Below are 25,105 nucleotides of genomic sequence, written 5' to 3'. Positions count from 1 at the left end.
GGTGGCCGGACTTACTGCGCGACCTGGGTGATCTCGAACGGCACCGGCTGCTGGGCGCCGTGCGGGTGCTGGTCACCCTTGTAGACCTTCAGCTTCGAGAGCATCTGACGGCCCAGGGAGTTCTTGGGGAGCATGCCCTTGACGGCCTTCTCGACGGCCTTCTCGGGGTTGTTCGTGAGGAGGTCGTCGTAGCGGACGGAGCGCAGACCGCCCGGGTAGCCGGAGTGGCGGTACGCCATCTTCTGGGTCCGCTTGTTGCCGGAGAGGTGCACCTTGTCGGCGTTGATGATGATGACGAAGTCACCAGCGTCGACGTGCGGCGCGTAGATCGGCTTGTGCTTACCCCGCAGAAGGGTGGCGGCAGTGGTCGCCAGGCGACCCAGGACGACGTCCTGGGCGTCGATGACGTGCCACTGGCGCGTGATGTCGCCGGGCTTGGGGCTGTACGTACGCACGGTTCGTAGCCTTCGCTTCTTCAGTGAATGGTCCTGACAAGGTCACCGAAGACGATCACGACAGCCCTGACCGCACAGCGGTGACGCAAACCGCGTGCTGGTCGCTGGTCATCGGCCCGGTGGACCGGTGTAAGGGCCGGGTCCGTGAGAAGAGCCAAGCCAATACACAACGAACAAGCAGAGTACCCGCGCGGCACACCACGGGTCAAAACGGGGGCGCCGCGCCGGTCCCGCCAGTTCCACCCCAGTGTACGGCCGGGCCGGGCGGCGGGCGGGCCCGGTGGTGGCCGGGCCGGGGTGTGGGTGCGGGCGGCGCCGTTAGGATGCGGCCCATGAGTGATGGGCAGGGGGGCGGCTCGCAGTCCCAGTGGGATCCCTGGAAACCGAATTCACAGCAGCCGGGGAACGGTGGCGGCGACGACGGGACCCCGGACTGGGCGGCACTCGCCGAGGCCTCCGAGACGCGCAACAAGCGGCGCAGGCTGCTGTTCATCGGCGGGGGCGCGCTGGCCACCGTCGCGATCGGTGCGGCCGTCGCCGTCGCCGTGGTCTCGGCGAACAGCGACAACGGCGCCTCCGGCGACCACGCCTCCCAGCTGCCCGCCACCGCCACCCTGCCCAGCGGCTCGGCCGCCGCCCCCTCCTTCGCGTCCACCAGCGCCCCGCCGCCGCTGGACCCGAAGGACTTCATAGCCGACGTGAAGAAGGACACCGCCCCGCTCGGCGCGGACACCTTCTTCCCCGACGCCCGGCTCACCATGAACGGGGCCCCCTACGAGAAGGGCCCCACGGCCGACACCAGGAACTGCGCCTCCGCCGCCCAGGGCACCCTCGCCAAGGTCCTCACCGGCAACGGCTGCACCCGCCTGATGCGCGCGACCTACACCCGCGGCGGCATCGCCGTCACCGTCGGCGTCGCCGTCTTCGACACCGGGGCACAGGCCGACAAGGCCAAGGGCCAGGCCGACAAGAAGAGCATCGTCAAGCCGCTCACCGGCGGCGGCGTCAAGGCCTTCTGCGACGGCGCGGTCTGCCGCTCCACCACCAACTCCTACGGCCGCTACGCCTACTTCACCCTCACCGGCCTCCCCGGCGGCAAGGACGTCACCCCCAAGGACACCAAGGTGTTCCGCACCGGCGACGACCTCGCCGAGTACGCCTTCCGGCAGATCCGCCGGCGCGGCGAGGTCCAGGCCTCCGCCGCCGCCCACCAGTGACGAGGCGCACGGCCCGGCCCAGGGCCTGCCCTACCGGCGCTTCAGCCGCAGCCTGATCGGCACCACCGCCGACTCCAGCTGCGTACGCAACGTCATCTTCGAGACACCCTCGGTGCGCTCCTCGAAGCGGATCGGCACCTCCACCGCCCGGTGCCCGGCCCGCACCGCCCGGTACTTCAGCTCCACCTGGAAGCTGTAGCCCGCGCTGTCCAGCGTCGACAGGTCCACGTCCCGCAGGGTGGCCGCCGACCACAGGTTGAAGCCCGCGGTGATGTCCTTGATCTCCGTCCCCAGCACGGCCCGCGCATAGGCGTTCGCGAACCGGGACAGCAGCACCCGGTGGGCGCCCCACTGCTCGTCCAGCGAACCGCCCGCCACGTACCGGCTGCCCACCACCAGCCCGGCACCCGAGGCGCGCGCCTCGCCCAGCATGCGCGGCACCGCCTCCACCGGATGGCTCCCGTCGGCGTCCATCTGCACCACGTAGTCGGCGCCGTCCGCCAGCGCGGCCGTCATGCCCTCCGTGTACGCCCGGCCCAGACCGTCCTTGCGGGTGCGGTGCAGCACGCCCATCCGGCGGTGCCCCGACGCACCGTCCACGCCGTACTTCTCCGCCAGCTCGTCGGCGACCCGCCCCGTGCCGTCCGGGCTGTCGTCGTCGACGACGAGGAGCCGCAGCCCGGCCACCGGCAGCCCCAGCACCGCCTCGGCCATCCGCGGCAGGTTCCCCGCCTCGTTGTACGTCGGCATCACCACCGTGACCCGTACGTCCCCGCCGCCGCCCGCGCCCGCGCCGTGCTCCATCGGCTCCGTCATCTCTCCTCGCCCTCCCCGGCCGGCACGGGAGCGCCCAGCGCCCGAAAGCGCCAGCCCGCCGCCGTCCAGCGGGCCGCGTCCAGCACGCCCCGCCCGTCCACGATCCGCGGACGGTACACCAGTGCCGCCGCCCGGCGCGGATCGACCTCCCGGAACTGCGGCCACTCGGTCAGGTGCAGCACCAGCTCCGCCCCGCGCAGCGCCTCGTCCACCGACAGCGCGTACCCGAGCAGCGGGAACGCCTTGCGCGCGTTGTCCATGGCTGCGGGGTCGTAGACCGTCACGTCGGCACCGTCGAGATCCAGCCGCGCGGCCACGTTCAGCGCGGGCGAGTCGCGGATGTCGTCGGAGTCCGGCTTGAAGGCCGCGCCCAGCACCGCCACCCGCGCCCCGAGGACCGTGCCCCCGCACAGCTCCCGGGCCAGCGCGATCACCCGGTCCCGGCGCCGCATGTTGATCGCGTCGACCTGGCGCAGCAAGCCCAGGTCCACGCCCAGCTCGGCGGCCCGGTGCGCGAAGGCACGGAGGTCCTTGGGCAGGCAGCCGCCGCCGAAGCCGACCCCGGCCCGCAGGAACGCCCGCCCGATCCGGTCGTCGCACCCCAGCGCCTCGGACAGCTTCCGCACGTCGCCCCCGGCCGCCTCGCACACCTCGGCCATCGCGTTGATGAAGGAGATCTTCGTGGCCAGAAAGGAATTCGCGGCCGTCTTCACCAGTTCCGCGGTGGCGAAGTCGGTCACGACCAGCGGCGTTCCCGCCCCGAGGGGGGACGCGTACACCGTCCGCAGCAGCCGCTCCGCGCGCGCCGTGCGCACCCCGAACACCAGCCGGTCCGCCCGCAGCGTGTCCACGACGGCGAAGCCCTCCCGCAGGAACTCGGGGTTCCAGGCGACCTCGACCCTGCCGTGCCGGGCGGCCAGCCCCGCCGCCGTGCCGACGGGCACCGTCGACTTGCCCACCAGCAGCGCACCCTTGCGCGCGTGCCGCGCGATGGCGTCGAAGGCGCTCTCGACACACGTCAGGTCGGCCCCGTCGCCGTCCCTGCGCTGCGGGGTGCCCACACACACGAAGTGCACCTGCCCGAACGCGCCGGCCTCCTCGTACGAGGACGTGAACCGCAGCCGCCCGCCCGCCGTGTGCCGGGCGACCAACCCCGCCAGCCGCGGCTCGTGGAACGGCACCCGGCCCGCCTCCAGCGCGGCGACCTTGTCCGCGTCGACGTCGACCCCGACCACCTCGTGCCCCAGCTCCGCCATGCAGGCGGCGTGCGTGGCACCCAGGTAGCCGGTGCCGATGACGGTGAGCCGCATGGTTCCGCCCTCCTCGCCGTACGTGCGCCGCCGCTGCCGTACGGCGAGCGGGCCGTTCCCGCGAGTTCCCGCGCGGCACCGACCGTACCGTCACGCAGGGTGAGCGGGCCGGGATCAGCAGCAGCCGGTGGCCGGCAGCGACCGCTTGTTGCGCGCCTCGCGGCTGCGCGCGGCCAGCAGCTCGTCGGCCGGGTAGCCGACCTCCTCCAGGGTCAGCCCGTGCGGCCGTACGACGTGCACCGCGGAGTCCCGTACGCCCGCGGCCAGCACCTTCCCGGGCCAGTCCGGCGGACGGTGGCCGTCCCCGACGAAGAGCAGCGCCCCGATCAGGGAGCGCACCATGTTGTGGCAGAAGGCGTCGGCGCGGACGGTGGCCGTGACGATCCCGTCGTCGCCGCGCCGAAGGCTCAGCTCCTGGAGCGTGCGGATGGTCGTCGCGCCCTCGCGCTTCTTGCAGTAGGCGGCGAAGTCGTGCTCGCCGAGCAGCGGCCGGGCGGCCTCGTTCATCGCCTCGACGTCCAGCGGCCAGTCGTGCCACAGCACGTGCCCCCGCAGCAGCGGATCGACGCCGCCGGGGTTGTCGGTGACCCGGTAGGCGTACCGGCGCCAGACGGCGGCGAACCGGGCGTTGAAGCCGCTCGGCGCGGGCCTCAGCGCCCACACCCGTACGTCCTTGGGCAGCCGCCCGGCGAGCCGCTTGAGCAGCTTCTCGTGGTGCTCGCGCCAGACCTCCTCCGGCAGGTCCACGTGGGCCACCTGGCCGCGCGCGTGCACCCCGGCGTCGGTCCGTCCGGCGACGGTCAGCTCGTAGGTCCGACGGGACCGCGTGACCGTGCGCAGCGCGTCCTCGATCTCGCCCTGCACGGTCCGCTTCCCGCCGGCCTGCTTGGCCCAGCCGTGGAAGTCGCTGCCGTCGTAGGACAGGTCGAGGCGGACACGGACCTGGCCGGGCTCTGGTTCGTCACTCACACGGGAATCCTCTCAGGGCACCCGCCGGTGCCAAAAAGACGGAAGCGGGCCCGCCCCCCGTGAGGGGCGGGCCCGCTTCAGGCGTCAGCCGGAGCCTCAGGCGTCCTTGGACTCCTCGGCCGCAGCCTCGGTGGCCTCGGTCTGCTCGACCTTGGCCTCCTCGGCCTCCTTGACCGCGCGCTTGGTGGCGGCCTCGGCCTCGCCGGTGGCCTGCTGCTGCACCGTCAGCGCCTCGACCAGCTCGATGACGGCCATGGGCGCGTTGTCGCCACGGCGGTTGCCGATCTTGGTGATGCGGGTGTAACCACCGGGACGGTTCTCGTACCGCGGGCCGATCTCGGTGAAGAGCGTGTGGACGACGCTCTTGTCCGTGATGACCTGGAGCACCTGACGGCGGTTGTGAAGGTCGCCCTTCTTCGCCTTGGTGACCAGACGCTCGGCGTACGGACGCAGGCGGCGGGCCTTCGCCTCGGTGGTGGTGATACGGCCGTGCTCGAAGAGGCTCTTCGCGAGGTTCGCGAGGAGCAGCTTCTCGTGCGCGGCGCTGCCGCCCAGACGGGCACCCTTGGTGGGCCTCGGCATGATGTTTCTCCTAGGTGTCTGCCCCGGCCGTATCAGGTACCGGGGTCAGTATCCGAGCAGGCGGTCGCCTGTCGGAGACCCTGCGCCCCCAAGGGGCGCAGGGAACTGCGCGACCAGCCGCAGCGGGCCCGCAGCCGCAGAACCGGCCTCCTCGCGGAGCGCTCAGTACTGCTCGGTCTCGACGAACCCGGCGTCCGCGTCGTCGTCCGCGCCGAAGGCGTCCGCGGCGGCGGTCGGGTCGAATCCGGGCGGGCTGTCCTTGAGGGCCAGGCCCATACCGGCCAGCTTCGCCTTGACCTCGTCGATCGACTTCGCACCGAAGTTGCGGATGTCGAGCAGATCGGCCTCGGAGCGGGCGACCAGCTCACCCACGGAGTGGATGCCCTCGCGCTTGAGGCAGTTGTACGAACGGACGGTGAGCTCCAGCTCCTCGATCGGCAGCGCCAGGTCGGCGGCCAGGGCGGCGTCCGTCGGGGACGGGCCCATGTCGATGCCCTCGGCGTCGATGTTCAGCTCACGGGCCAGACCGAACAGCTCGACCAGGGTCTTGCCGGCCGACGCCATGGCATCACGCGGACGCATGGCCTGCTTGGTCTCGACGTCGACGATCAGCTTGTCGAAGTCGGTGCGCTGCTCGACACGGGTCGCCTCGACCTTGTACGTGACCTTGAGCACCGGCGAGTAGATGGAGTCGACCGGGATACGGCCGATCTCCTGGCCCACCTGCTTGTTCTGCACGGCGGAGACGTAGCCGCGACCGCGCTCGACGGTCAGCTCCATCTCCAGCTTGCCCTTGCCGTTGAGCGTGGCGAGGACGAGGTCGGGGTTGTGGACCTCGACACCGGCCGGGGGCGCGATGTCGGCGGCGGTGACCAGACCCGGGCCCTGCTTGCGCAGGTACATCACGACCGGCTCGTCGTGCTCCGAGGAGACGACCAGCTGCTTGATGTTGAGGATCAGGTCGGTGACGTCCTCCTTGACGCCCGGCACGGTGGTGAACTCGTGCAGGACGCCGTCGATGCGGATGCTGGTGACAGCAGCGCCGGGGATCGACGACAGGAGGGTGCGGCGGAGGGAGTTGCCGAGGGTGTAGCCGAAGCCCGGCTCCAGCGGCTCGATCACGAACCGGGAGCGGAACTCGTCGACGACCTCTTCGGTCAACGAGGGTCGCTGAGCGATCAGCATCTGTGGATCAGATCCTTCTTTCGTGGACGCCCGCTATTTGACGTCCGACGGGACCGCACCCGACGGGGTGCGGTACTGCAAGGGTACGGGCGGCACGACCCGAAAGAGCCGTACCGCCCGACAAGCCTTGTGAAGCGAGGTCAGACCCGACGACGCGGGTCACCTCCGCTCGCGCGGAGCAGACAACCGCGATCGACAGGGTCAGACGCGACGACGCTTCGGCGGGCGGCAGCCGTACTGCGAGATTGTGGGGGGCGACCCCCACACCCCCAGCCGGAGGCCGGACCGCCTGAGCACCTACGTCAGACGCGACGACGCTTCGGCGGGCGGCAGCCGTTGTGCGGGGTCGGGGTGACGTCCTGGATGGAGCCGACCTCGAGACCGGTCGCCTGGAGCGAACGGATGGCGGTCTCACGACCGGAACCCGGGCCCTTCACGAACACGTCGACCTTGCGCATGCCGTGCTCCTGGGCGCGGCGGGCAGCCGACTCGGCGGCCATCTGCGCGGCGAACGGCGTGGACTTCCGGGAGCCCTTGAAGCCGACGTGGCCGGCGGAGGCCCAGGAGATCACGTTGCCGGACGGGTCCGTGATCGAGACGATCGTGTTGTTGAACGTGCTCTTGATGTGCGCGTGGCCGTGAGCGACGTTCTTCTTTTCCTTGCGGCGCACCTTCTTGGCAGCGCCCTGACGTCCCTTGGGGGGCATGTCTTCTCCTACGGGAGGTGGTCGGTCCTACAGCGAAGACCGCTGGACGGCGAGTCCGCTGCGGACTACTTCTTGCCCGGCTTCTTCTTGCCGGCGATGGCGCGACGCGGGCCCTTGCGGGTACGGGCGTTCGTGCTGGTGCGCTGACCGCGGACGGGCAGACCGCGGCGGTGCCGCAGACCCTGGTAGCAGCCGATCTCGACCTTGCGGCGGATGTCGGCCTGGATCTCGCGACGGAGGTCACCCTCGGTCTTGATGTTGTTGTCGACGTACTCGCGGATCGCGACGAGCTGCTCCTCGGAGAGGTCGCGAACGCGGGTGTTCGGGTCGATGCCGGTGGCAACCAGCGTCTGCTGGGAGAGGGTCCGGCCGATGCCGAACACGTAGGTCAGGGCGACCTCCACGCGCTTTTCGCGCGGGATGTCAACACCGGAAACGCGTGCCATTCAATGGCTCCAGTTGATCTTCGGAGGTCTTCCGCAGGACCGGTTCCCAGCCGCCGTACGAGGTACGAACTGGGTCCCCGGCCTCCGAACCGGGGGTGTCGAGCGGACGGACTCGCCGCTCGGGACCTGCGTATGAACATATTCAGCTCGCGTCGCGCGAATCTCTGCGAATCAGGTGCAGAGGGTGCGGTCGGTCGTGCGTCAGCCCTGGCGCTGCTTGTGGCGCGGGTTCTCGCAGATGACCATGACCCGGCCGTGACGGCGGATCACCCTGCACTTGTCGCAGATCTTCTTGACGCTCGGCTTGACCTTCATGGGATGTGAGGTTCTCCGGGTCAGTTGCCGGCGGACCCGCGGCCTGGCGGCCACGGGACGTGGGCAAGATCTACTTGTACCGGTAGACGATCCGGCCACGCGTCAGGTCGTACGGAGACAGCTCCACCACGACCCGGTCGTCAGGGAGGATGCGGATGTAGTGCATGCGCATCTTGCCGCTGATGTGTGCCAGGACCTGGTGGCCGTTCTGGAGCTCGACCTTGAACATGGCGTTCGGCAGAGACTCGACGACAGTGCCCTCGATCTCGATGGCACCTTGCTTCTTGGCCACGCTTCGCCCTTCGAATCGACTACCTTGATCGACTCTCTCTGCTTCCCTTGCGGGCGCATGCGGACATGCGGGTGCACGAGAGCCGACGAGTCAGTCTACGTCAGCGCACCCGGAAACACGAATCGGAAAAGTCTGCCCCGCCCCGGAGATCATTACGCCGCAAGCCCCGGGGTTGCTCAAGCCCGCTCGGGCGAGGGGGTCCGGTGGCCGACGTGCCGTGCCGCCGTCAGGCCAGCGGGTCCGGTGCCGCCGTGATCCCGTACTCCGCCGGCTTCGCCTTGCCGCCGTCGGGAGCCGTCAGGACCAGCGGACCCTGCTCGGTGAGGGCGACCGAGTGCTCCCAGTGCGAGGACCACGTGCCGACCCACTTCTGACGCCCCCCTCGCGGGATCGGCGCCGGGGCGCCTCACAGGCTTCGAGTGGCTGCGCCGGCCTCCGACCGGCGGCCCTCGCCGCGGCCGGTGATCAGCCTAGCGGGTCCGGTGCCGCCGTGATCCCGTACTCCGCCAGCTTCGCCTTGCCGCCGTCGGGAGCCGTCAGGACCAGCGGACCCTGCTCGGTGAGGGCGACCGAGTGCTCCCAGTGCGAGGACCACGTGCCGTCCGTCGTGATGACGGTCCACTCGTCCTCCAGCACCCGGGTCTTCGGGGTGCCGAGGGAGACCATGGGCTCGATGGCCAGGCACAGGCCGGGGACCAGCTTGAGGCCCTTGCCGCGGCGGCGGTCGACGTAGTTCAGCAGGTGCGGGTCCATGTGCATCTCGGTGCCGATGCCGTGGCCGCCGTAGTCCTCGATGATGCCGTAGCGGCCGCCGCCCGGCTTGGGCTGGCGGCGGATGTAGGTCTCGACGGCACGGGAGATGTCCACGAGGCGGTTGCCCTGCTTCATCGCCGCGATGCCCGCCCACATCGACTCCTCGGTCACCCGGGACAGCTCGACCAGCTCCGGGGCGTGCCCGGAACCGACGAACGCCGTGTAGGCCGCGTCGCCGTGCCAGCCGTCGACGATCGCGCCGCAGTCGATGGAGATGACGTCGCCGTCCTTGAGGACGACCTCGTCGGAGGGGATGCCGTGGACCACGACCTCGTTGACCGAGGTGCAGATCGTGGCCGGGAAGCCGCCGTAGCCGAGGAAGTTCGGCTTGGCGTTGTGCTCGGCGAGCACCTTGCGGGCCACCTGGTCCAGGTCCTTGGTGCTCGCGCCCGGCACGGCCGCCTCCCGGGTGGCCGCGTGGATCGCGGCGACGACCAGCCCCGCCGCACGCATTGTGGCGATCTGCTCGGGGGTCTTGATCTGCACCATGGGGACGGGGCCTTTCTGGGACCGGGGGCCGATTACTTCAACCATACGGGCGCCGGTGCGCCCACAGCGCAGCCGCGGCCCCTGCCAGGAGGGACCGCGGCTGCGACCGGCGTGGAGACTACTGGGTGACGTCCTCACGCTTCAGCGCCTCCAGGGCGCGACGCGTGATCTCGTCGACCGGGCCGAGCGACGAGATCGTCACGACCAGGCCCTGCTTGCGGTAGTAGTCGATGATCGGCTCGGTCTGCGTGTGGTAGACCTCCAGCCGCTTGCGGACGGTGTCCTCGTGGTCGTCGTCCCGCTGGTACAGCTCGCCGCCGCAGACGTCGCAGACGCCTTCCCGCTTCGGCTTGCTGTACGACACGTGGAAGACGTGGCTGGAGTCGTTGCGGCAGATGCGCCGGCCGGCGATCCGCTTGACGACCTCGTCCTCGGGGACCTCCAGGTCGAGCACCGCGTCGAGCTTGATGCTCTCGGCCTCAAGGGTCTCGTCCAGCGCCTGGGCCTGCGACACGTTGCGCGGGAAGCCGTCCAGCAGGAAGCCGTTCCCGGCGTCCGGCTGCTCCATGCGGTCCTTGGCCATGGCGATGGTGACCTCGTCGGGGACGAGGTTGCCGGCGTCCATGAAGGACTTCGCGAGCTTGCCCAGCTCCGTCTGCCTGCTGATGTTGGCGCGGAACAGGTCGCCCGTGGAGATGTGCGGGATCGACAGCTTCTCGGCCAGGCGCGTGGCCTGCGTACCCTTGCCTGCGCCAGGCGGCCCGACGAGGACGATTCGCATCAGCGGAGGAACCCTTCGTAATTGCGCTGCTGGAGCTGGCTCTCGATCTGCTTCACCGTCTCCAGACCGACACCCACGATGATCAGGATGCTGGTACCGCCGAACGGGAAGTTCTGGCTTGCCCCGAAGCCGACCAACGCCACTGTCGGTACGAGAGCGATCAGCCCCAGGTACAGCGAACCCGGCCAGGTGATCCGGTTGAGCACGTACGAAAGGTACTCAGCGGTCGGCCGGCCAGCCCGGATGCCCGGGATGAAGCCACCATACTTCTTCATGTTGTCAGCGACTTCTTCGGGGTTGAAGGAGATCGCCACGTAGAAGAACGCGAAGAACACGATGAGCAAGAAGTACGCGGTGATGTAGAGCGGGTGGTCGCCCTTGGTCAGGTTCTGCTGGACCCAGGTCTTCCAGCCCGAGTTGCCGCCGGAGAACTGGGCCACCAGCGCCGGGATGTAGAGCAGCGACGAGGCGAAGATGACGGGGATCACACCCGCCTGGTTCACCTTGAGCGGGATGTACGTCGACGTACCGCCGTAGGAACGGCGGCCGATCATGCGCTTCGCGTACTGCACCGGGATGCGGCGCTGGGCCTGCTCGACGAAGACGACCAGGCCGACCATGATCAGGCCGACCAGCAGCACGGTGCCGAACTCGATCCAGCCGCCGGCCAGCTTGCCCGACTTCTTGATGGACCACAGCGCGGACGGGAACGTCGCGGCGATCGAGATGAACATCAGGATCGACATGCCGTTGCCGATGCCGCGGTCGGTGACCAGCTCGCCGAGCCACATCACGAGCACCGTACCGGCGGTCATGCAGACCACCATGACGACGGTGTTGAAGATCGCCTGGTCGGGGACGATGTTCGAGGCCGCCGTGCACCCGGAGAACAGGGCGCCGCTGCGGGCGGTGGCCACCAGGCCGGTGCCCTGCAGGATGGCGAGCGCCACCGTCAGGTAACGGGTGTACTGGGTGATCTTCGCCGTGCCGGACTGGCCCTCCTTCTTGAGGGCCTCCAGACGCGGGATGACCACGGTCAGCAGCTGCAGGATGATGCTCGCCGTGATGTACGGCAGGATCCCGAGGGCGAAGATCGTGATCTGCAGCAGCGCGCCGCCGCTGAACATGTTGACCAGTCCGAAGAGGCCCTGGCTGCCGGAGGCCTCGGTCACGCACGTCTGTACGGCCTTGTAGTTGACACCCGGGATCGGGATGTGGGTACCGACGCGGTACACCACGATGATGCCGAGTGTGAAGAGCAGCTTCTTGCGCAGGTCGGGCGTCCTGAACGCCCGGGCGAAGCCGGTGAGCACGGTGCCTCCTGCGACCCCCGCGCACGTGCGTCAGGGTGACGGTTGTGAGGTTCCAACTGAGAACGACGAATGGACAACGGACGACTGCCGCCCCGAGTGCCCATGATGCGGCATCCGGTGGAAGCGGACAGTGCAGGCCACCTTACCGGCGACACCGCCCCCCTAGGAACGACCAACCGGGGATACCCCATTTGTGGGTATCCCCGGTCGGGACGTTCAGGTCATCGAGACGTCCGAGAGTTTCAGACCAGCTCGGTGACGCTACCGCCGGCGGCGGTGATCTTCTCCTTGGCGGAGCCGGAGACGGCGTCGACCGTCACCTGCAGCGCCACGGAGACCTCGCCCTGGCCGAGGACCTTGACGAGGCTGTTCTTGCGAACGGCACCCTTGGCCACCAGGTCCTCGACCGTGACCTCGCCACCCTGCGGGTAGAGCGCGGCCAGCTTGTCGAGGTTGACGACCTGGTACTCCGTCTTGAACGGGTTCTTGAAGCCCTTCAGCTTCGGGAGGCGCATGTGCAGCGGCATCTGGCCGCCCTCGAAGCGCTCCGGAACCTGGTAGCGGGCCTTGGTGCCCTTGGTACCACGACCGGCCGTCTTACCCTTCGACGCCTCACCACGACCCACACGGGTCTTGGCGGTCTTGGCGCCCGGGGCGGGACGGAGGTTGTGGATCTTGAGCGGGTTCTGCTCCGCCATGATCAGTCGACCTCCTCGACCGTCACGAGGTGGCGGACGGTGTGCACCATGCCGCGGAACTCGGGGCGGTCCTCCTTGACGACCACGTCACCCAGGCGCTTGAGGCCCAGGGAACGCAGGGTGTCACGGTGGTTCTGCTTGCTGCCGATGTAGGACTTCGTCTGCGTGATCTTGAGCTGCGCCATGATTACGCACCCGCCCCGGCACGCGCACGCAGGAGAGCCGCCGGAGCGACGTCCTCCAGGGGCAGACCGCGGCGGGCCGCGACCTCCTCCGGACGCTGCAGGCCCTTGAGGGCCGCCACGGTGGCGTGCACGATGTTGATCGCGTTGTCGGAGCCGAGCGACTTCGACAGGATGTCGTGGATACCGGCGCACTCGAGCACGGCACGCACCGGACCACCGGCGATAACACCGGTACCCGGGGACGCGGGCTTGAGCAGCACGACGCCGGCAGCCTTCTCACCCTGGATCGGGTGCGGGATGGTGCCCTGGATGCGGGGGACCTTGAAGAAGTGCTTCTTGGCCTCCTCAACACCCTTGGCGATGGCGGCCGGCACCTCCTTGGCCTTGCCGTATCCGACACCCACGGTGCCGTCACCGTCGCCCACCACGACCAGCGCGGTGAAGCTGAAGCGACGACCACCCTTCACAACCTTGGCGACGCGGTTGATCGCGACGACGCGCTCAACGTACGCGGTCTTCTCGGCGGCAGCTGCGCCGCCGTCACGGCCCTTCCGGTCCCGCCGCTCGCCGCCACCGGCACCGCCACCGCGGCGCTGGGGTCCAGCCATTGGAATTACCTCTCTCTGTTTCCGCTAGCTCGGAACCGGCTCAGAACTTCAGGCCGGCTTCGCGGGCGGCGTCCGCCAGGGCGGCGATGCGCCCGGCGTACTGGTTGCCACCACGGTCGAACACGACAGCCTCGACACCGGCGGCCTTGGCACGCTCGGCGACCAGGGCGCCGACCTGCTTGGCCTGCGCGGACTTGTCGCCCTCGCCGCCGCGGATCGACGTGTCCAGCGTGGACGCCGATGCCACGGTGTGGCCCTTGAGGTCGTCGATCACCTGCGCCACGATGTGGCGGTTGGAGCGGGTCACGACCAGACGGGGACGCTCCGCCGTACCGGAAAGGTTCTTGCGGATCCGGATGTGACGGCGCTTGATCGCGGCGCGCTTGTAGGCGTCGCCCTTGAGGATCTTCTGCCCGTATGCCATGGCTTACTTACCCGCCTTTCCGACCTTGCGGCGGATGACTTCGCCCTCGTACTTGACGCCCTTGGCCTTGTACGGGTCGGGCTTGCGCAGCTTGCGGATGTTGGCCGCAACCTCGCCGACCTTCTGCTTGTCGATGCCCTCGACCGAGAAGCGGGTGGGGGCCTCCACCTTGAAGGTGATGCCCTCGGGTGCCTCGACGGTGATCGGGTGGCTGTAGCCGAGCGCGAACTCGAGGTTCGAACCCTTGGCCGTCACGCGGTAACCGACACCGCTGATCTCGAGCTTCTTCACGTAACCCTGGGTCACGCCGGTGATCATGTTCGCCACCAGCGTGCGGGACAGGCCGTGCAGGGCCTTGCTCTGACGCTCGTCGTTGGGGCGGGTGACGTTCAGGACGCCGTCCTCACCCTTGGCGATCTCGATCGGCGCCACGACGGTGTGGGTCAGCGAGCCCTTGGGGCCCTTGACCGAGACCGTCTGGCCGTCGATGGTGACGTCCACGCCGGCGGGAACCGTGATGGGGAGCTTGCCAATACGCGACATAGCTTTTTCCTCCGTTCCCTTCCGCTACCAGACGTAGGCGAGGACTTCCCCGCCTACGCCCTTCTTGCCGGCCTGCTTGTCGGTGAGGAGCCCGTGCGACGTGGAGATGATCGCCACGCCGAGGCCGCCGAGCACCTTCGGCAGGTTGGTGGACTTCGCGTAGACCCGGAGACCGGGCTTCGAGATCCGCTTGATGCCCGCGATGGAGCGCTCACGGTTCGGGCCGTACTTCAGCTCGAGGACGAGGTTCTTGCCGACCTCGGCGTCCTCGGTCTTCCAGCCGGTGATGAAGCCCTCCTGCTGGAGGATCTCCGCGATGTGCGACTTGATCTTCGATGCCGGCATCGTCACGGAGTCGTGGTATGCCGAGTTCGCGTTCCGCAGACGCGTAAGCATGTCTGCGATCGGATCAGTCATGGTCATGAATTGGCCTTCGGCCTCTCTCGCCGGGGTTTCCTGGTGCGCCATCCCTCTCCCCGATCCGAGACGGGACGGGTGCGGCGCGGTGGACCTACGGCGTAGTAAGTCGTTTAGGGCGCGGCAGGCGCCCAACCCCACAAGCCTAAGCCATGGGGGGTGGGCATCCTGCCGACCCCAGTTGCTTACCGAGAGTCCTGATTCAACCCAAGTGGGTTGTTACCAGGAACTCTTGGTCACGCCCGGCAGCTCGCCACGGTGAGCCATCTCACGAAGGCACACGCGGCACAGGCCGAACTTGCGGTACACGGAGTGCGGGCGACCGCAGCGCTGGCAGCGGGTGTAGCCACGCACACCGAACTTGGGCTTGCGAGCAGCCTTCGCGATGAGAGCCTTCTTCGCCATCTCGCTCACGCCTCCTTGAACGGGAAGCCGAGGTGACGGAGAAGGGCGCGGCCCTCTTCGTCGTTGGTCGCCGTGGTGACCACGGTGATGTCCATACCCCGGACACGGTCGATCTTGTCCTGGTCGATCTCGTGGAACATGACCTGCTCCGTGAGACCGAAGGTGTAGTTGCCACGGCCGTCGAACTGCTTGGGGGACAGACCACGGAAGTCGCGGATGCGCGGCAGCGCGAGCGACAGGGTGCGGTCCAGGAACTCCCACATGCGGTCGCCACGGAGCGTGACGTGGGCACCGATCGGCTGTCCCTCACGCAGCTTGAACTGCGCGATGGACTTGCGGGCCTTGGTGACCGCGGGCTTCTGGCCGGTGATCGTGGTGAGGTCGCGGATGGCGCCCTCGATCAGCTTGGAGTCGCGGGCGGCGTCGCCCACACCCATGTTGACCACGATCTTGACGAGGCCCGGGATCTGCATGACGTTCTCGTACTTGAACTCGTCACGCAGCTTGGGGGCGATCTCGCCGCGGTACTTCTGCTTCAGACGCGGGGCAGTGGTGGTAGCCATCAGATGTCCTCACCCGTCCGCTTGGCAACGCGGATCTTGTTGCCCTCGTCGTCGAAGCGGTAACCGACGCGCGTGACGACCTTGTTGCCGTCCTTCTCCACGACCAGCTGGACGTTGGAGACGTGGATCGGGGCCTCGGTGGTCACGATGCCGCCGGCCTGGGAACCGCTGGCGGTCGGGCCGGCCTTGGTGTGCTTCTTGACCCGGTTGACACCCTCGACCAGGACGCGGTCCTCGCGGGGGTAGGCCGCGATGACCTTGCCCTGCTTGCCCTTGTCCTTACCGGTGATGACCTGGACCAGGTCGCCCTTCTTGATCTTCATGCTCACAGCACCTCCGGCGCGAGGGAGATGATCTTCATGAACTTCTTCTCGCGCAGCTCACGGCCCACGGGGCCGAAGATACGGGTGCCGCGAGGGTCGCCGTCGTTCTTCAGAATGACGGCGGCGTTCTCGTCGAAGCGGATGTACGAGCCGTCCGGACGGCGGCGCTCCTTGACGGTGCGAACGATGACCGCCTTGACGACGTCACCCTTCTTCACGTTGCCACCGGGGATCGCGTCCTTGACGGTGGCGACGATGACGTCACCGATGCCCGCGTAGCGGCGACCGGAGCCACCGAGCACACGGATGCAAAGGATTTCCTTCGCACCAGTGTTGTCGGCGACACGCAGCCGCGACTCCTGCTGGATCACGTCTATCTCCTGTTTGTCTGCCGGTTCCCCGGGGACCGCTCAGCGAGCGGTCCCCGGAGCCTGGCGGAACTGTCCTGCGAGGGGTGCCCCGCAGGAACCTACTTCTGGAATTCCCTTGCGGGAATTACCTACTTGGCCTTCTCGAGGATCTCGACGACGCGCCAGCGCTTCGTCGCGGACAGCGGCCGGGTCTCCATCAGGAGGACGCGGTCGCCGACACCCGCGGCGTTCTGCTCGTCGTGCGCCTTGAGCTTGTTCGTACGGCGGATGACCTTGCCGTACAGCGCGTGCTTGACGCGGTCCTCGACGGCGACGACGACGGTCTTGTCCATCTTGTCGCTGACGACGAGACCCTCACGGGTCTTGCGGAAGCCGCGCGCCTCGGAGTTCTGCTCAGTCACGTTGTTCTCGCTCATGCGTTCTCCACCGTTTCGATGCCCAGCTCACGCTCGCGCATCAGGGTGTAGATCCGCGCGATGTCCTTGCGGACCGCCTTCAGACGGCCGTGGTTTTCGAGCTGGCCCGTCGCCGCCTGGAAACGGAGGTTGAACAGCTCTTCCTTGGCCTCGCGGAGCTTGCCCAGAAGCTCCTCGTTGCCCAGCTCGCGCAGCTCGGACGCCTTGGTACCGGCCGACATCACGCTTCACCTGCCTCGCGCTTGACGATCCGGCACTTCATCGGCAGCTTGTGGGCCGCACGAGTCAGCGCCTCACGGGCGATCTTCTCGTTGGGGTACGACAGCTCGAACATCACCCGACCGGGGTGAACGTTCGCGATCCACCACTCCGGAGAACCCTTACCGGAACCCATGCGGGTCTCGGCGGGCTTCTTCGTGAGCGGACGGTCCGGGTAGATGTTGATCCAGACCTTGCCGCCACGCTTGATGTGGCGGGTCATCGCGATACGGGCCGCCTCGATCTGGCGGTTGGTCACGTACGCCGGCGTGAGGGCCTGGATGCCGTACTCGCCGAACGCGACCGTCGTACCGCCCTTGGCCTGACCACGGCGCTTCGGGTGGTGCTGCTTGCGGTGCTTGACCCTACGGGGGATCAGCATGTCGGTCAGGCCTCCGTTCCGGTGCTCTCAGCCGGAGCGGCAGCGGCCGGGGCCTCGGCCTTGGGGGCCTCGGCGGCCGGAGCCTGCTGCTGCTGCGGCTTGCGACCGCGCCGCTCGCCACCGCGGCCACCACGGGCCGGGCGGTCGGCACCACCGCGGGCCGGGCGGTTACCCGCACGGGCCGCAGCGTTCTCGGCGCGGACCTCGGCGATGTTCTTCACGTCGCCCTTGTAGATCCAGACCTTCACACCGATGCGGCCGAAGGTCGTCTTGGCCTCGAAGAAGCCGTAGTCCACGTTCGCGCGGAGCGTGTGCAGGGGCACACGGCCCTCGCGGTAGAACTCCGAGCGGGACATCTCGGCGCCACCGAGGCGGCCACCGCACTGGATCTTGATGCCCTTGGCGCCGGCCTTCATCGTGCCCTGCATGCTCTTGCGCATGGCACGGCGGAAGGAGACGCGGGAGGACAGCTGCTCGGCGACGGCCTGGGCCACCAGCTGAGCGTCCGTCTCCGGGCTCTTGACCTCGAGGATGTTCAGCTGGACCTGCTTGCCGGTGAGCTTCTCGAGGTCACCGCGGATGCGGTCGGCCTCGGCGCCACGGCGGCCGATGACGATGCCCGGACGAGCGGTGTGGATGTCCACACGCACACGGTCACGGGTGCGCTCGATCTCGACCTTGGAGATGCCGGCGCGCTCCATGCCGGACGTCATCATCCGGCGGATGGCGACGTCTTCCTTGACGTAGTCCTTGTACAGCTTGTCGGCGTACCAACGCGACTTGAAGTCGGTGGTGACACCGAGCCGGAACCCGTGCGGGTTTACCTTCTGGCCCATTACCGGGTTCCTTCCTTGCTGCTGACGACCACGGTGATGTGGCTGGTCCGCTTGCGGATCCGGTAGGCGCGGCCCTGGGCGCGCGGACGGAACCGCTTCAGGGTCGGGCCCTCGTCGACGTAGGCCTCGGAGATGTAGAGGCTGTCGGCGTCGGTGTGGTCGTAGTTGTGCGCGGCGTTGGCGATGGCGCTGTCCAGCACCTTGCCGACCGGCACGCTCGCGGCCTGCGGGGCGAAACGCAGGACCGCCTGAGCCTCCGTGGCGTCCATGCCACGGATGAGGTCCACCACGCGGCGGGCCTTCATGGGCGTGACGCGGATGTACCGCGCCTGGGCCCTGGCTTCCATGGTTGTCCCTTCAGTGTTTGTCATGGTCTTTCACACCCCGCTGACTAGCGGCGCTTCGACTTCCGGTCGTCCTTGACGTGACCCCGGAAGGTGCGCGTCGGCGAGAACTCGCCGAGCTTGTGGCCGACCATGGACTCGGTGACAAACACCGGGATGTGGGTCTTGCCGTTGTGCACCGCGATCGTGTGGCCCAGCATCGCCGGGACGATCATCGAGCGGCGGGACCAGGTCTTGATGACGTTCTTGGTGCCGGCTTCGTTCTGTACGTCCACCTTCTTGATCAGGTGGTCGTCGACGAAAGGCCCCTTCTTCAAGCTACGAGGCATCTCAACCCGTCCTTAGCGCTTCTTGTTCGTCTTGCGGCGGCGGACGATGTACTTGTTGCTCGCCTTCTTGGGAGAACGAGTACGACCTTCCTTCTGACCCCAGGGGCTGACCGGGTGGCGGCCACCCGAGGTCTTGCCCTCACCACCACCGTGGGGGTGGTCAACCGGGTTCATCGCCACACCGCGAACGGTCGGGCGGACGCCCAGCCAGCGCTTGCGGCCGGCCTTGCCCCAGTTGATGTTGCTCTGCTCGGCGTTGCCGACCTCGCCGACCGTGGCGCGGCAGCGCTGGTCGACCAGGCGGATCTCACCGGACGGCATACGAAGGTGGGCCATCGTGCCCTCCTTCGCGAGCAGCTGCACGGAGGCACCAGCGGAGCGGGCGAACTTGGCACCGCCACCGGGACGGAGCTCGATCGCGTGGATCGTGGTACCGACCGGGATGTTGCGGAGGGCCAGGTTGTTGCCCGGCTTGATGTCGGCCCCGGGACCGTTCTCGACGCGGTCGCCCTGCTGCAGGTTGCGCGGCGCGAGGATGTAGCGCTTCTCACCGTCGGCGTAGTGCAGCAGCGCGATGCGCGCGGTGCGGTTGGGGTCGTACTCGATGTGCGCGACCTTCGCCGGCACGCCGTCCTTGTCGTGACGACGGAAGTCGATCACGCGGTAGGCGCGCTTGTGTCCGCCACCCTGGTGGCGAACGGTCACACGACCGGAATTGTTACGGCCGCCCTTGCTGTGCAGGGGGCGGACCAGCGACTTCTCCGGCGTGGACCGCGTGACCTCGACGAAGTCGGCGACGCTGGCGCCACGACGGCCAGGAGTCGTCGGCTTGTACTTGCGGATACCCATTTCTCAGTCCTCGTCCGATATCGGACGATCCGGACCGCCGTCAGGCGGTCGGACCGCCGAAGATGTCGATACGGTCGCCCTCGGCGAGGGTCACGATCGCTCGCTTGGTGGCGGCACGCTGGCCGAAACCGGTGCGGGTCCGCTTGCGCTTGCCCTGGCGGTTGATCGTGTTGACCCCGGTGACCTTGACCTCGAAGACCGCCTGGACGGCCTCCTTGATCTGCGTCTTGTTGGCACGCGGGTCGACGATGAACGTGTACTTGTTCTCGTCGAGGAGCGCGTAGCTCTTCTCGGAGACGACCGGCTTGACCAGGACGTCACGGGGGTCCGTGTACGACTTGCTCAGCGGGGTCTCGACGGTGTTCTTGCCCTCGGCGGCGTGGCGGCGCGCCTTGGCGACGCGCGCGGCCTTGGCGGCCTTGGCGGCCTTCGAGGCGATGGAGGGGTGACGCGTAGCCATCAGGCCTCGCTCCCTTCGGTGTCGTTGGCCTTGTTCGGGCCGGCGACGAAGGACTCGAAAGCGGCCTTGGTGAAGACCACGTCGTCCGAGACGAGAACGTCGTACGTGTTCAGCTGGCCCGGCTCCAGGATGTGGACCTGGGGCAGGTTGCGGGCGGACAGCCACGCGGCCTCGTCGGCGCGGTCGACGACCAGGAGCAGGTTCTTGCGCTCCGAGATCTTACCGAACAGCGTCCGAGCGGCCTTGGTGGAGGCGGTCGCACCCTCGACCACGCCGGAGACGACGTGGATGCGGTTGTGGCGGGCCCGGTCGGTGAGGGCGTGGCGCAGGGCCGCGGCCTTCATCTTCTTCGGGGTCCGCTGCGAGTAGTCGCGCGGCACGGGACCGTGCACGACGCCACCACCGGCGAACTGCGGCGCGCGGGTCGAACCCTGACGGGCGCGACCGGTGCCCTTCTGGCGGTACGGCTTCTTGCCACCGCCGCGGACCTCGCCACGGGTCTTGACCTTGTGCGTGCCCTGGCGGGCAGCGGCCAGCTGCGCGACGACGACCTGGTGGATCAGCGGGACGCTGACCTTCTCAACGCCGAAGATCTCCGCGGGGAGCTCGACGGTACCGGCCTTCTCGCCCGCCGGCGAAAGGATGTCAACAGTGCTCATCGGTTACCTCAGGCCCCCTTGGCCGCGGTGCGGACCAGGACGAGGCCGCCGTTCGGACCGGGAACCGCGCCCTTGATGAGCAGCAGACCCTTCTCCGCGTCAACGGCGTGGACGGTCAGGTTCTGGGTGGTGACCCGCTCGTTGCCCATGCGACCCGCCATGCGGAGGCCCTTGAACACGCGGCCCGGGGTGGCGCAGCCACCGATGGAACCGGGCGAGCGGTGCTTGCGCTGGGTGCCGTGTCCGGCGCCGAGGCCCTTGAAGTTGTGACGCTTCATGACACCGGCGAAGCCCTTGCCCTTGCTCTTGCCGGTCACGTCGACCTTGACACCGGACTCGAACACCTCAGCGGTGATCTCCTGGCCCAGGGTGTACTCGGCGGCGTCCGCGGTGCGGATCTCGACAAGGTGGCGGCGGGGGGTGACGTCGGCCTTGGCGAAGTGGCCCTTGAGGGGCTTGTTCACCTTGCGCGGGTCGATCTCGCCGAAGGCGATCTGGACCGACTCGTAGCCGTCGACATCGTTCGTACGGACCTGGGTGACGACGTTGGGGCCGGCCTTGACGACGGTGACCGGAACAACACGGTTGTTCTCGTCCCACACCTGCGTCATGCCGAGCTTCTCGCCCAGGATGCCCTTGATCTGCTTAGCCATCTCTCAGATCACCGGGCCTCAGAGCTTGATCTCGATGTCGACACCGGCCGGGAGGTCGAGTCGCATCAGAGAGTCAACGGTCTTGGGAGTCGGGTCGAGGATGTCGATCAGGCGCTTGTGCGTGCGCATCTCGAAGTGCTCGCGCGAGTCCTTGTACTTGTGCGGCGACTTGATGACGCAGTACACGTTCTTCTCAGTGGGCAGCGGCACCGGGCCCGCGACCGACGCACCAGTGCGGGTCACCGTCTCGACGATCTTCTTCGCCGAGGAGTCGATGACCTCGTGGTCGTAGGCCTTGAGCCGGATGCGGATCTTCTGTCCCGCCATGGCTACTTCGTAGTCCTGTCTCTTCTTACGCTCTGGAACCCGGTGGTTCCCTTGGTTTCCCTCGGTCTTCGCCGACCCACGCGGTCGGGCGTGTCGCCCTCCCGCTGACACAGATGTCCCTTGTTCGAACATCCCTGCGGGAATGCGCACGGCCCTGCCGGAACCGCGGACCGGGGATCGAAGACCCACCGGGTGCCTGGCCGGTGCCGCGCTCACGCTTCCCGGAAGATTCCCGTACGTCCGCCCCAGCGCTGCCGTGAGGCAGTTAGGGCGACGAGTACTGTGGGACTCGCTTCCAGTCCTCCCGGCGGGAGGCGCGCAGCATCAACACTCGACCGAGCAACTCGGACAGTCTGCCATACGGAACGGCAGCCTGGCCAATCGAGCCCAAGAGATTACCCCGTGAGTGACGCAGGTCAAACGCTGGGCGGTCCCAGCAGAGCGGATGCCGGGGGCGAGGCGCTCAGAAGTGTTCGACCTCCTGGCCATCCGGGACCTTGTAGCAGCCGGAGACGACATGCAGGCTCAGCTTCGGCGGGTCGTTCTTGGCCATCTGGACGATGTTGACGCCGACCTTCCGCTGATCGTTGTCAGCGGTCAGGTTGATGTTCCTGTTCTTGCTGGTGTCCGGCCCGTACGTGGCGATCTTCCACCCGTGCTTGGGCAGCTCGGCCTTGAGCCGTTCCATCGCCACGTCGAGGTCCTTCGCCGACGCGGGGTAGAAACTCCACCAGTGGAAGATCCGGAAGTAGGCCTTCGTGTCCCGTCCCGAGCATTCCGCGACAAACGGACGACTATCGGACGTCTTCCCCTTGACACCGATCAAGTCGTAAATGCCGCTGGACACCTTTTCCATCGCGTCGGAGGCATCACGCGAGGTGCTCGTGCCGGCGGACGGAGTCGCGTCGGAGTCTTTCTCAGTCATGCCGCATCCAGTGATGGTGGTCATTGCAAGAGGTAGAGCGAGCGCACAGGCGCTCAGTCTGGTCTTCACGTCGGTGAGCCTTACGTCGTCGCAGCTACTTAACGCGCGCCCACGGGTCGGGCGGCGGCTTCAGTGCCACGTCATCGCCCTTCCCGACGACGACCAGGCCCTGGTTCTTCAGGCTCTGTGTGGGCCCGTGGGACGTCTCGTCCCAGTATCCGCTGTGCCCTTCGGTGTCCGTGGTCATCTGGTTGGCGCCGAAGTCCGGGTCGCTGGGGATGATGAAGCCGTCCCCGCCGTGGCCCCATCGGCCGATGTCCGGAACCACGTCCCCATCGGCCTCCTCGTTCCACACGTGCCCCTTGGGCACGTCCAGTTCGTCGGCGTTGGACACCTTGACGCCGGGGCTGCCGGCGAAGACGAGATCATCGGCGCTGACATGCCCCGACTGGGCCGCGGCACCGACGAGCGTCGTTCCGTACGAGTGGGCGATGACTGTGCGGTGCGGGTGCGTATCGCCGGTGTGGGTGGTGTCGAGCCCGTCCAGGAACTTGTTGAACGCCGGCGCCCCGTCATACGCGTAGTGCTCGAACGGCGCATCTTTCCAGACGCTGTCAGGGGCGTCGTAGCCGAGCCAGGTGATCGTGGAAACGGACTTTCCGTCGGCCTCGTCGTGAGCCGCGTGCCAGACCTTGACCATCCGGTCGATGCTTCCACTGATGTTTCCCAGCTCGGACGTCGTGCCCGGCACGTAGACCGCCTGGTGATCCGCGGTGTCCGGGTTGCCGTTGGCGATGATCGCGCGGCCGTCCCCTTCCGTGCTGAATCCCAGCAGGTACGCCTCGGGCAGTCCGTTCGTCCCCGTCGCATCGAAGCGCGTCTGGATCGCGTTCATGCCGTCGAGGGACTTGTGAGCGTTCTTCCGTGCCGCCTCCCAGTCCTTCCACTCCTGCGTCTCGACGTTGAGGCCCTTCGGCATGGCCCCGGTGTACGGGTCGATGTAGGGCCCGAATCGCTCGGGCTCCGGATGCTTCTTCAGCCAGGCGCCGTAGTCCAGTTGGGCCTTTGCCTGGGCCTCGCTGAGCACCACGCGGTTGGCCCCGTCCCGCACGTCGGCGGGAAGGCCGTCCATCGCCCCGATCGAGGCCGGATGGACGGACGCGTAGTCGGCCCGCTGTTCGTCGGTGAGCCCTTTCCACCACGCCGCGTTCTCCTCGGGCGTGCCGTGGGCGGGGGGATGCGGGAGCGACTTCAGGTAGTCGTCAGCGCCGCTGAGGACTCCGCTGGTGTCCTTCTTGACGTCCACCCAGTCGTCGGCGGAGACGGTCAGGTCGTCGTCGGCCTTCAGCGCCCGCACCTTGGGTGCCCACTTCGCGTCGGCGTCGGCGGCATCCCGCAGGGCCGTGGCGATGCGGTCGGCGATCTCCTGGGCGCGGCCGAAATTGGGGTTGGGGTCGAAGTGGGCGGCCTGCCGATTGATGGCAGCCGCCGTCGGGTCCGTCGCCCCGGAGGTGGAACCGCCCTCGGGGAGGTCTCGGCCGCCGGTCCGCGCACCACCCGCCGGATAAGTGACCGAGCCGTCGGAGCCGACCGTGAACTTCTGGGACTCCGCGTCCCCGAGTGCCGCTTCGAGTTTCTTCTTGGCCGCCGCCATCTCGTAGGCGAAGGCGTCCAGGGCCGTGGCGGCGAGGCCGCATTCCACCTGGATGTAGTGGAAGTTCTGGGACAGCGCTTCGAGTTGCTCGACGGCCGCGGTCGCGGCCTCGCCCTTCAGGGACTGCCTCATGCCCCGGATGATCTCGTCGTCCACCTTGCGCTGGGCCGAGGCAGCCCCGTCGCTCGTGCGGCGGTAGCCGTCGGCCGCGTCGGAGAACTCGGCCGGCTCGATCGCCCTGAGTGTTGCCAGATCCATGGCCGAAGGTCACTTCCCCCGGCCGCCGACGGGCGCCGTGTCCGCGTAGGCGACCTTCATGTTGCCGATCTCGGCCTTGATCGCCTCTTCGGTCTTCAGTTCGTTGTCGCCGGCTTTCACCAGTACGTCCGCGAGCTGCTCACAGCGCTTGCTCACCTTCCTGACGTACTTCTCCCAGGAGTCGTACAGGTCCTTCTGAGCCTGTGCGGTGAGGCAGCCGGACTTCCCGTCCAGACCGTCCTGCCCCTCCGCGAGCTGTCCGAGGGACTTGCCGATGCCTTCTCTCAGCGAGCCGACCCCGTGCCCGGCTCGCGCCCATGCGGGCCGGTCCGAAACCAGCGTGCCGGAACCACCTGGGTCACTCGGCACACTGTTCAGTTCCGTCTGGGACGACCGTTGGTGAGCCGCCGAGTCCTTGGCACGCTCCCATTCGCTCCACGCCATGCGTGGCCCCCTCCCCGTTTCCCTGCGGCCACTTCCCGGAGACGGCCGACCATGGCGTTCGCGTGCGCCCCGGCCGCTCCCGGT

At 68.1% G+C, this 25,105-nt stretch carries 38 protein-coding genes and 1 pseudogene; 1 reads left to right on the top strand and 38 read right to left on the bottom strand.

Annotated elements, in window-relative coordinates; translation table 11 throughout:
* Positions 1 to 11: 11 nt before the first annotated feature.
* The gene (rplM, locus tag AB0G56_RS22635; protein ID WP_360972033.1) at positions 12 to 455 is read right to left on the bottom strand and encodes a 50S ribosomal protein L13; all 444 of its coding nucleotides are present in this window, start codon (positions 453 to 455) and stop codon (positions 12 to 14) included.
* 332 nt (positions 456 to 787) lie between these two features.
* Here rplM and AB0G56_RS22630 point away from each other — a divergent pair, with 332 nt between their 5' ends.
* The gene (locus AB0G56_RS22630) at positions 788 to 1,672 is read left to right on the top strand and encodes a hypothetical protein (protein WP_360972031.1); all 885 of its coding nucleotides are present in this window, start codon (positions 788 to 790) and stop codon (positions 1,670 to 1,672) included.
* Between the two features lie 30 nt (positions 1,673 to 1,702).
* Here the strand turns inward: AB0G56_RS22630 and AB0G56_RS22625 are convergent, their stop codons facing one another.
* From AB0G56_RS22625 to AB0G56_RS22445, 37 genes and pseudogenes are all read right to left on the bottom strand, one after another.
* The gene (locus AB0G56_RS22625) at positions 1,703 to 2,488 is read right to left on the bottom strand and encodes a polyprenol monophosphomannose synthase (protein ID WP_360972029.1); all 786 of its coding nucleotides are present in this window, start codon (positions 2,486 to 2,488) and stop codon (positions 1,703 to 1,705) included.
* Entirely contained in the window at positions 2,485 to 3,798 is a 1,314-nt protein-coding gene (locus tag AB0G56_RS22620; RefSeq protein ID WP_360972027.1) for a UDP-glucose/GDP-mannose dehydrogenase family protein, read from the bottom strand. Before AB0G56_RS22620 ends, AB0G56_RS22625 begins: the two co-directional genes overlap by 4 nt.
* A gap of 114 nt (positions 3,799 to 3,912) precedes the next feature.
* A complete protein-coding gene (gene truA / locus AB0G56_RS22615) occupies positions 3,913 to 4,767 on the bottom strand; it encodes a tRNA pseudouridine(38-40) synthase TruA (RefSeq protein ID WP_360972025.1) in 855 nt (284 codons plus the stop codon).
* Positions 4,768 to 4,863: 96 nt separating this feature from the next.
* On the bottom strand, positions 4,864 to 5,349 hold the full coding sequence (rplQ, locus tag AB0G56_RS22610; RefSeq protein WP_360972023.1) for a 50S ribosomal protein L17: 486 nt from the start codon (positions 5,347 to 5,349) through the stop codon (positions 4,864 to 4,866).
* 162 nt (positions 5,350 to 5,511) lie between these two features.
* Positions 5,512 to 6,534: a DNA-directed RNA polymerase subunit alpha gene (locus tag AB0G56_RS22605; RefSeq protein ID WP_003966937.1), complete on the bottom strand. Its 1,023-nt coding sequence runs from the start codon at positions 6,532 to 6,534 to the stop codon at positions 5,512 to 5,514.
* Between the two features lie 302 nt (positions 6,535 to 6,836).
* Entirely contained in the window at positions 6,837 to 7,241 is a 405-nt protein-coding gene (rpsK, locus tag AB0G56_RS22600) for a 30S ribosomal protein S11 (protein WP_003956432.1), read from the bottom strand.
* Between the two features lie 65 nt (positions 7,242 to 7,306).
* The gene (gene rpsM, locus AB0G56_RS22595) at positions 7,307 to 7,687 is read right to left on the bottom strand and encodes a 30S ribosomal protein S13 (protein WP_360972021.1); all 381 of its coding nucleotides are present in this window, start codon (positions 7,685 to 7,687) and stop codon (positions 7,307 to 7,309) included.
* Between the two features lie 201 nt (positions 7,688 to 7,888).
* The gene (gene rpmJ / locus AB0G56_RS22590; protein WP_003998809.1) at positions 7,889 to 8,002 is read right to left on the bottom strand and encodes a 50S ribosomal protein L36; all 114 of its coding nucleotides are present in this window, start codon (positions 8,000 to 8,002) and stop codon (positions 7,889 to 7,891) included.
* A gap of 70 nt (positions 8,003 to 8,072) precedes the next feature.
* Positions 8,073 to 8,294, bottom strand: a complete 222-nt coding sequence (gene infA / locus AB0G56_RS22585; RefSeq protein ID WP_003948620.1) for a translation initiation factor IF-1 — start codon at positions 8,292 to 8,294, stop codon at positions 8,073 to 8,075.
* Between the two features lie 226 nt (positions 8,295 to 8,520).
* Positions 8,521 to 8,655, bottom strand: a pseudogene (locus AB0G56_RS22580) (type I methionyl aminopeptidase); the annotation flags it as partial.
* 104 nt (positions 8,656 to 8,759) lie between these two features.
* Positions 8,760 to 9,596, bottom strand: a complete 837-nt coding sequence (gene map / locus AB0G56_RS22575) for a type I methionyl aminopeptidase (protein WP_360972019.1) — start codon at positions 9,594 to 9,596, stop codon at positions 8,760 to 8,762.
* Positions 9,597 to 9,714: 118 nt separating this feature from the next.
* Positions 9,715 to 10,377: an adenylate kinase gene (locus tag AB0G56_RS22570; RefSeq protein ID WP_360972017.1), complete on the bottom strand. Its 663-nt coding sequence runs from the start codon at positions 10,375 to 10,377 to the stop codon at positions 9,715 to 9,717.
* A complete protein-coding gene (gene secY, locus AB0G56_RS22565) occupies positions 10,377 to 11,690 on the bottom strand; it encodes a preprotein translocase subunit SecY (protein WP_360972015.1) in 1,314 nt (437 codons plus the stop codon). Before secY ends, AB0G56_RS22570 begins: the two co-directional genes overlap by 1 nt.
* Positions 11,691 to 11,932: 242 nt before the next feature.
* A complete protein-coding gene (rplO, locus tag AB0G56_RS22560; RefSeq protein WP_030174562.1) occupies positions 11,933 to 12,388 on the bottom strand; it encodes a 50S ribosomal protein L15 in 456 nt (151 codons plus the stop codon).
* Between the two features lie 2 nt (positions 12,389 to 12,390).
* Entirely contained in the window at positions 12,391 to 12,573 is a 183-nt protein-coding gene (gene rpmD / locus AB0G56_RS22555; protein WP_009190145.1) for a 50S ribosomal protein L30, read from the bottom strand.
* 2 nt (positions 12,574 to 12,575) lie between these two features.
* Positions 12,576 to 13,181: a 30S ribosomal protein S5 gene (rpsE, locus tag AB0G56_RS22550; RefSeq protein WP_007494753.1), complete on the bottom strand. Its 606-nt coding sequence runs from the start codon at positions 13,179 to 13,181 to the stop codon at positions 12,576 to 12,578.
* 40 nt (positions 13,182 to 13,221) lie between these two features.
* Positions 13,222 to 13,605, bottom strand: a complete 384-nt coding sequence (gene rplR / locus AB0G56_RS22545; protein ID WP_360972012.1) for a 50S ribosomal protein L18 — start codon at positions 13,603 to 13,605, stop codon at positions 13,222 to 13,224.
* A gap of 3 nt (positions 13,606 to 13,608) precedes the next feature.
* Positions 13,609 to 14,148 carry a 50S ribosomal protein L6 gene (rplF, locus tag AB0G56_RS22540; protein ID WP_030930490.1) on the bottom strand — a complete coding sequence of 180 codons (540 nt, stop codon included), beginning with the start codon at positions 14,146 to 14,148 and terminating at the stop codon, positions 13,609 to 13,611.
* A 24-nt stretch (positions 14,149 to 14,172) separates the two neighbouring features.
* Positions 14,173 to 14,571, bottom strand: a complete 399-nt coding sequence (gene rpsH / locus AB0G56_RS22535) for a 30S ribosomal protein S8 (RefSeq protein ID WP_026252022.1) — start codon at positions 14,569 to 14,571, stop codon at positions 14,173 to 14,175.
* A gap of 213 nt (positions 14,572 to 14,784) precedes the next feature.
* The gene (locus tag AB0G56_RS22530) at positions 14,785 to 14,970 is read right to left on the bottom strand and encodes a type Z 30S ribosomal protein S14 (protein ID WP_003948630.1); all 186 of its coding nucleotides are present in this window, start codon (positions 14,968 to 14,970) and stop codon (positions 14,785 to 14,787) included.
* Positions 14,971 to 14,975: 5 nt separating this feature from the next.
* Entirely contained in the window at positions 14,976 to 15,533 is a 558-nt protein-coding gene (gene rplE / locus AB0G56_RS22525) for a 50S ribosomal protein L5 (protein WP_018564813.1), read from the bottom strand.
* Positions 15,533 to 15,856 (bottom strand): 50S ribosomal protein L24, encoded by a 324-nt coding sequence (gene rplX / locus AB0G56_RS22520; protein ID WP_310764877.1) that lies wholly within the window; start codon positions 15,854 to 15,856, stop codon positions 15,533 to 15,535. Before rplX ends, rplE begins: the two co-directional genes overlap by 1 nt.
* 2 nt (positions 15,857 to 15,858) lie before the next feature.
* Positions 15,859 to 16,227 (bottom strand): 50S ribosomal protein L14, encoded by a 369-nt coding sequence (gene rplN / locus AB0G56_RS22515; RefSeq protein WP_003998823.1) that lies wholly within the window; start codon positions 16,225 to 16,227, stop codon positions 15,859 to 15,861.
* A 128-nt stretch (positions 16,228 to 16,355) separates the two neighbouring features.
* The gene (rpsQ, locus tag AB0G56_RS22510) at positions 16,356 to 16,643 is read right to left on the bottom strand and encodes a 30S ribosomal protein S17 (RefSeq protein WP_037858420.1); all 288 of its coding nucleotides are present in this window, start codon (positions 16,641 to 16,643) and stop codon (positions 16,356 to 16,358) included.
* Positions 16,640 to 16,864: a 50S ribosomal protein L29 gene (rpmC, locus tag AB0G56_RS22505; RefSeq protein WP_018564811.1), complete on the bottom strand. Its 225-nt coding sequence runs from the start codon at positions 16,862 to 16,864 to the stop codon at positions 16,640 to 16,642. The genes rpsQ and rpmC overlap by 4 nt, the downstream gene beginning before the upstream one ends.
* Positions 16,864 to 17,283, bottom strand: a complete 420-nt coding sequence (gene rplP / locus AB0G56_RS22500; protein WP_004927269.1) for a 50S ribosomal protein L16 — start codon at positions 17,281 to 17,283, stop codon at positions 16,864 to 16,866. The genes rpmC and rplP overlap by 1 nt, the downstream gene beginning before the upstream one ends.
* A gap of 5 nt (positions 17,284 to 17,288) precedes the next feature.
* Positions 17,289 to 18,119, bottom strand: a complete 831-nt coding sequence (rpsC, locus tag AB0G56_RS22495) for a 30S ribosomal protein S3 (protein ID WP_018564809.1) — start codon at positions 18,117 to 18,119, stop codon at positions 17,289 to 17,291.
* A complete protein-coding gene (gene rplV, locus AB0G56_RS22490) occupies positions 18,119 to 18,466 on the bottom strand; it encodes a 50S ribosomal protein L22 (RefSeq protein WP_019329637.1) in 348 nt (115 codons plus the stop codon). The genes rpsC and rplV overlap by 1 nt, the downstream gene beginning before the upstream one ends.
* A 44-nt stretch (positions 18,467 to 18,510) precedes the next feature.
* Positions 18,511 to 18,792, bottom strand: a complete 282-nt coding sequence (gene rpsS / locus AB0G56_RS22485; protein ID WP_003948639.1) for a 30S ribosomal protein S19 — start codon at positions 18,790 to 18,792, stop codon at positions 18,511 to 18,513.
* A gap of 12 nt (positions 18,793 to 18,804) precedes the next feature.
* On the bottom strand, positions 18,805 to 19,641 hold the full coding sequence (gene rplB / locus AB0G56_RS22480) for a 50S ribosomal protein L2 (protein WP_018564806.1): 837 nt from the start codon (positions 19,639 to 19,641) through the stop codon (positions 18,805 to 18,807).
* A 40-nt stretch (positions 19,642 to 19,681) separates the two neighbouring features.
* Positions 19,682 to 20,101, bottom strand: coding sequence for a 50S ribosomal protein L23 (gene rplW / locus AB0G56_RS22475; RefSeq protein ID WP_086726225.1), 420 nt, complete (start codon positions 20,099 to 20,101; stop codon positions 19,682 to 19,684).
* Positions 20,101 to 20,760 (bottom strand): 50S ribosomal protein L4, encoded by a 660-nt coding sequence (gene rplD, locus AB0G56_RS22470; RefSeq protein ID WP_360972007.1) that lies wholly within the window; start codon positions 20,758 to 20,760, stop codon positions 20,101 to 20,103. The genes rplW and rplD overlap by 1 nt, the downstream gene beginning before the upstream one ends.
* Before the next feature lie 8 nt (positions 20,761 to 20,768).
* A complete protein-coding gene (rplC, locus tag AB0G56_RS22465; RefSeq protein WP_360972005.1) occupies positions 20,769 to 21,413 on the bottom strand; it encodes a 50S ribosomal protein L3 in 645 nt (214 codons plus the stop codon).
* A gap of 18 nt (positions 21,414 to 21,431) precedes the next feature.
* The gene (gene rpsJ, locus AB0G56_RS22460) at positions 21,432 to 21,740 is read right to left on the bottom strand and encodes a 30S ribosomal protein S10 (RefSeq protein ID WP_003948644.1); all 309 of its coding nucleotides are present in this window, start codon (positions 21,738 to 21,740) and stop codon (positions 21,432 to 21,434) included.
* A gap of 463 nt (positions 21,741 to 22,203) precedes the next feature.
* Positions 22,204 to 22,689 carry a hypothetical protein gene (locus AB0G56_RS22455; protein WP_360972003.1) on the bottom strand — a complete coding sequence of 162 codons (486 nt, stop codon included), beginning with the start codon at positions 22,687 to 22,689 and terminating at the stop codon, positions 22,204 to 22,206.
* Between the two features lie 70 nt (positions 22,690 to 22,759).
* Positions 22,760 to 24,577 (bottom strand): alpha/beta hydrolase, encoded by a 1,818-nt coding sequence (locus AB0G56_RS22450; RefSeq protein ID WP_360972001.1) that lies wholly within the window; start codon positions 24,575 to 24,577, stop codon positions 22,760 to 22,762.
* A gap of 9 nt (positions 24,578 to 24,586) precedes the next feature.
* Positions 24,587 to 25,021, bottom strand: a complete 435-nt coding sequence (locus AB0G56_RS22445; RefSeq protein ID WP_360971999.1) for a hypothetical protein — start codon at positions 25,019 to 25,021, stop codon at positions 24,587 to 24,589.
* Between the last annotated feature and the right edge of the window lie 84 nt (positions 25,022 to 25,105).

Source organism: Streptomyces sp. NPDC021356, from assembly GCF_040641015.1.
GTDB lineage: Bacteria > Actinomycetota > Actinomycetes > Streptomycetales > Streptomycetaceae > Streptomyces.
This window is presented reverse-complemented; position numbering and strand designations above follow the sequence as displayed.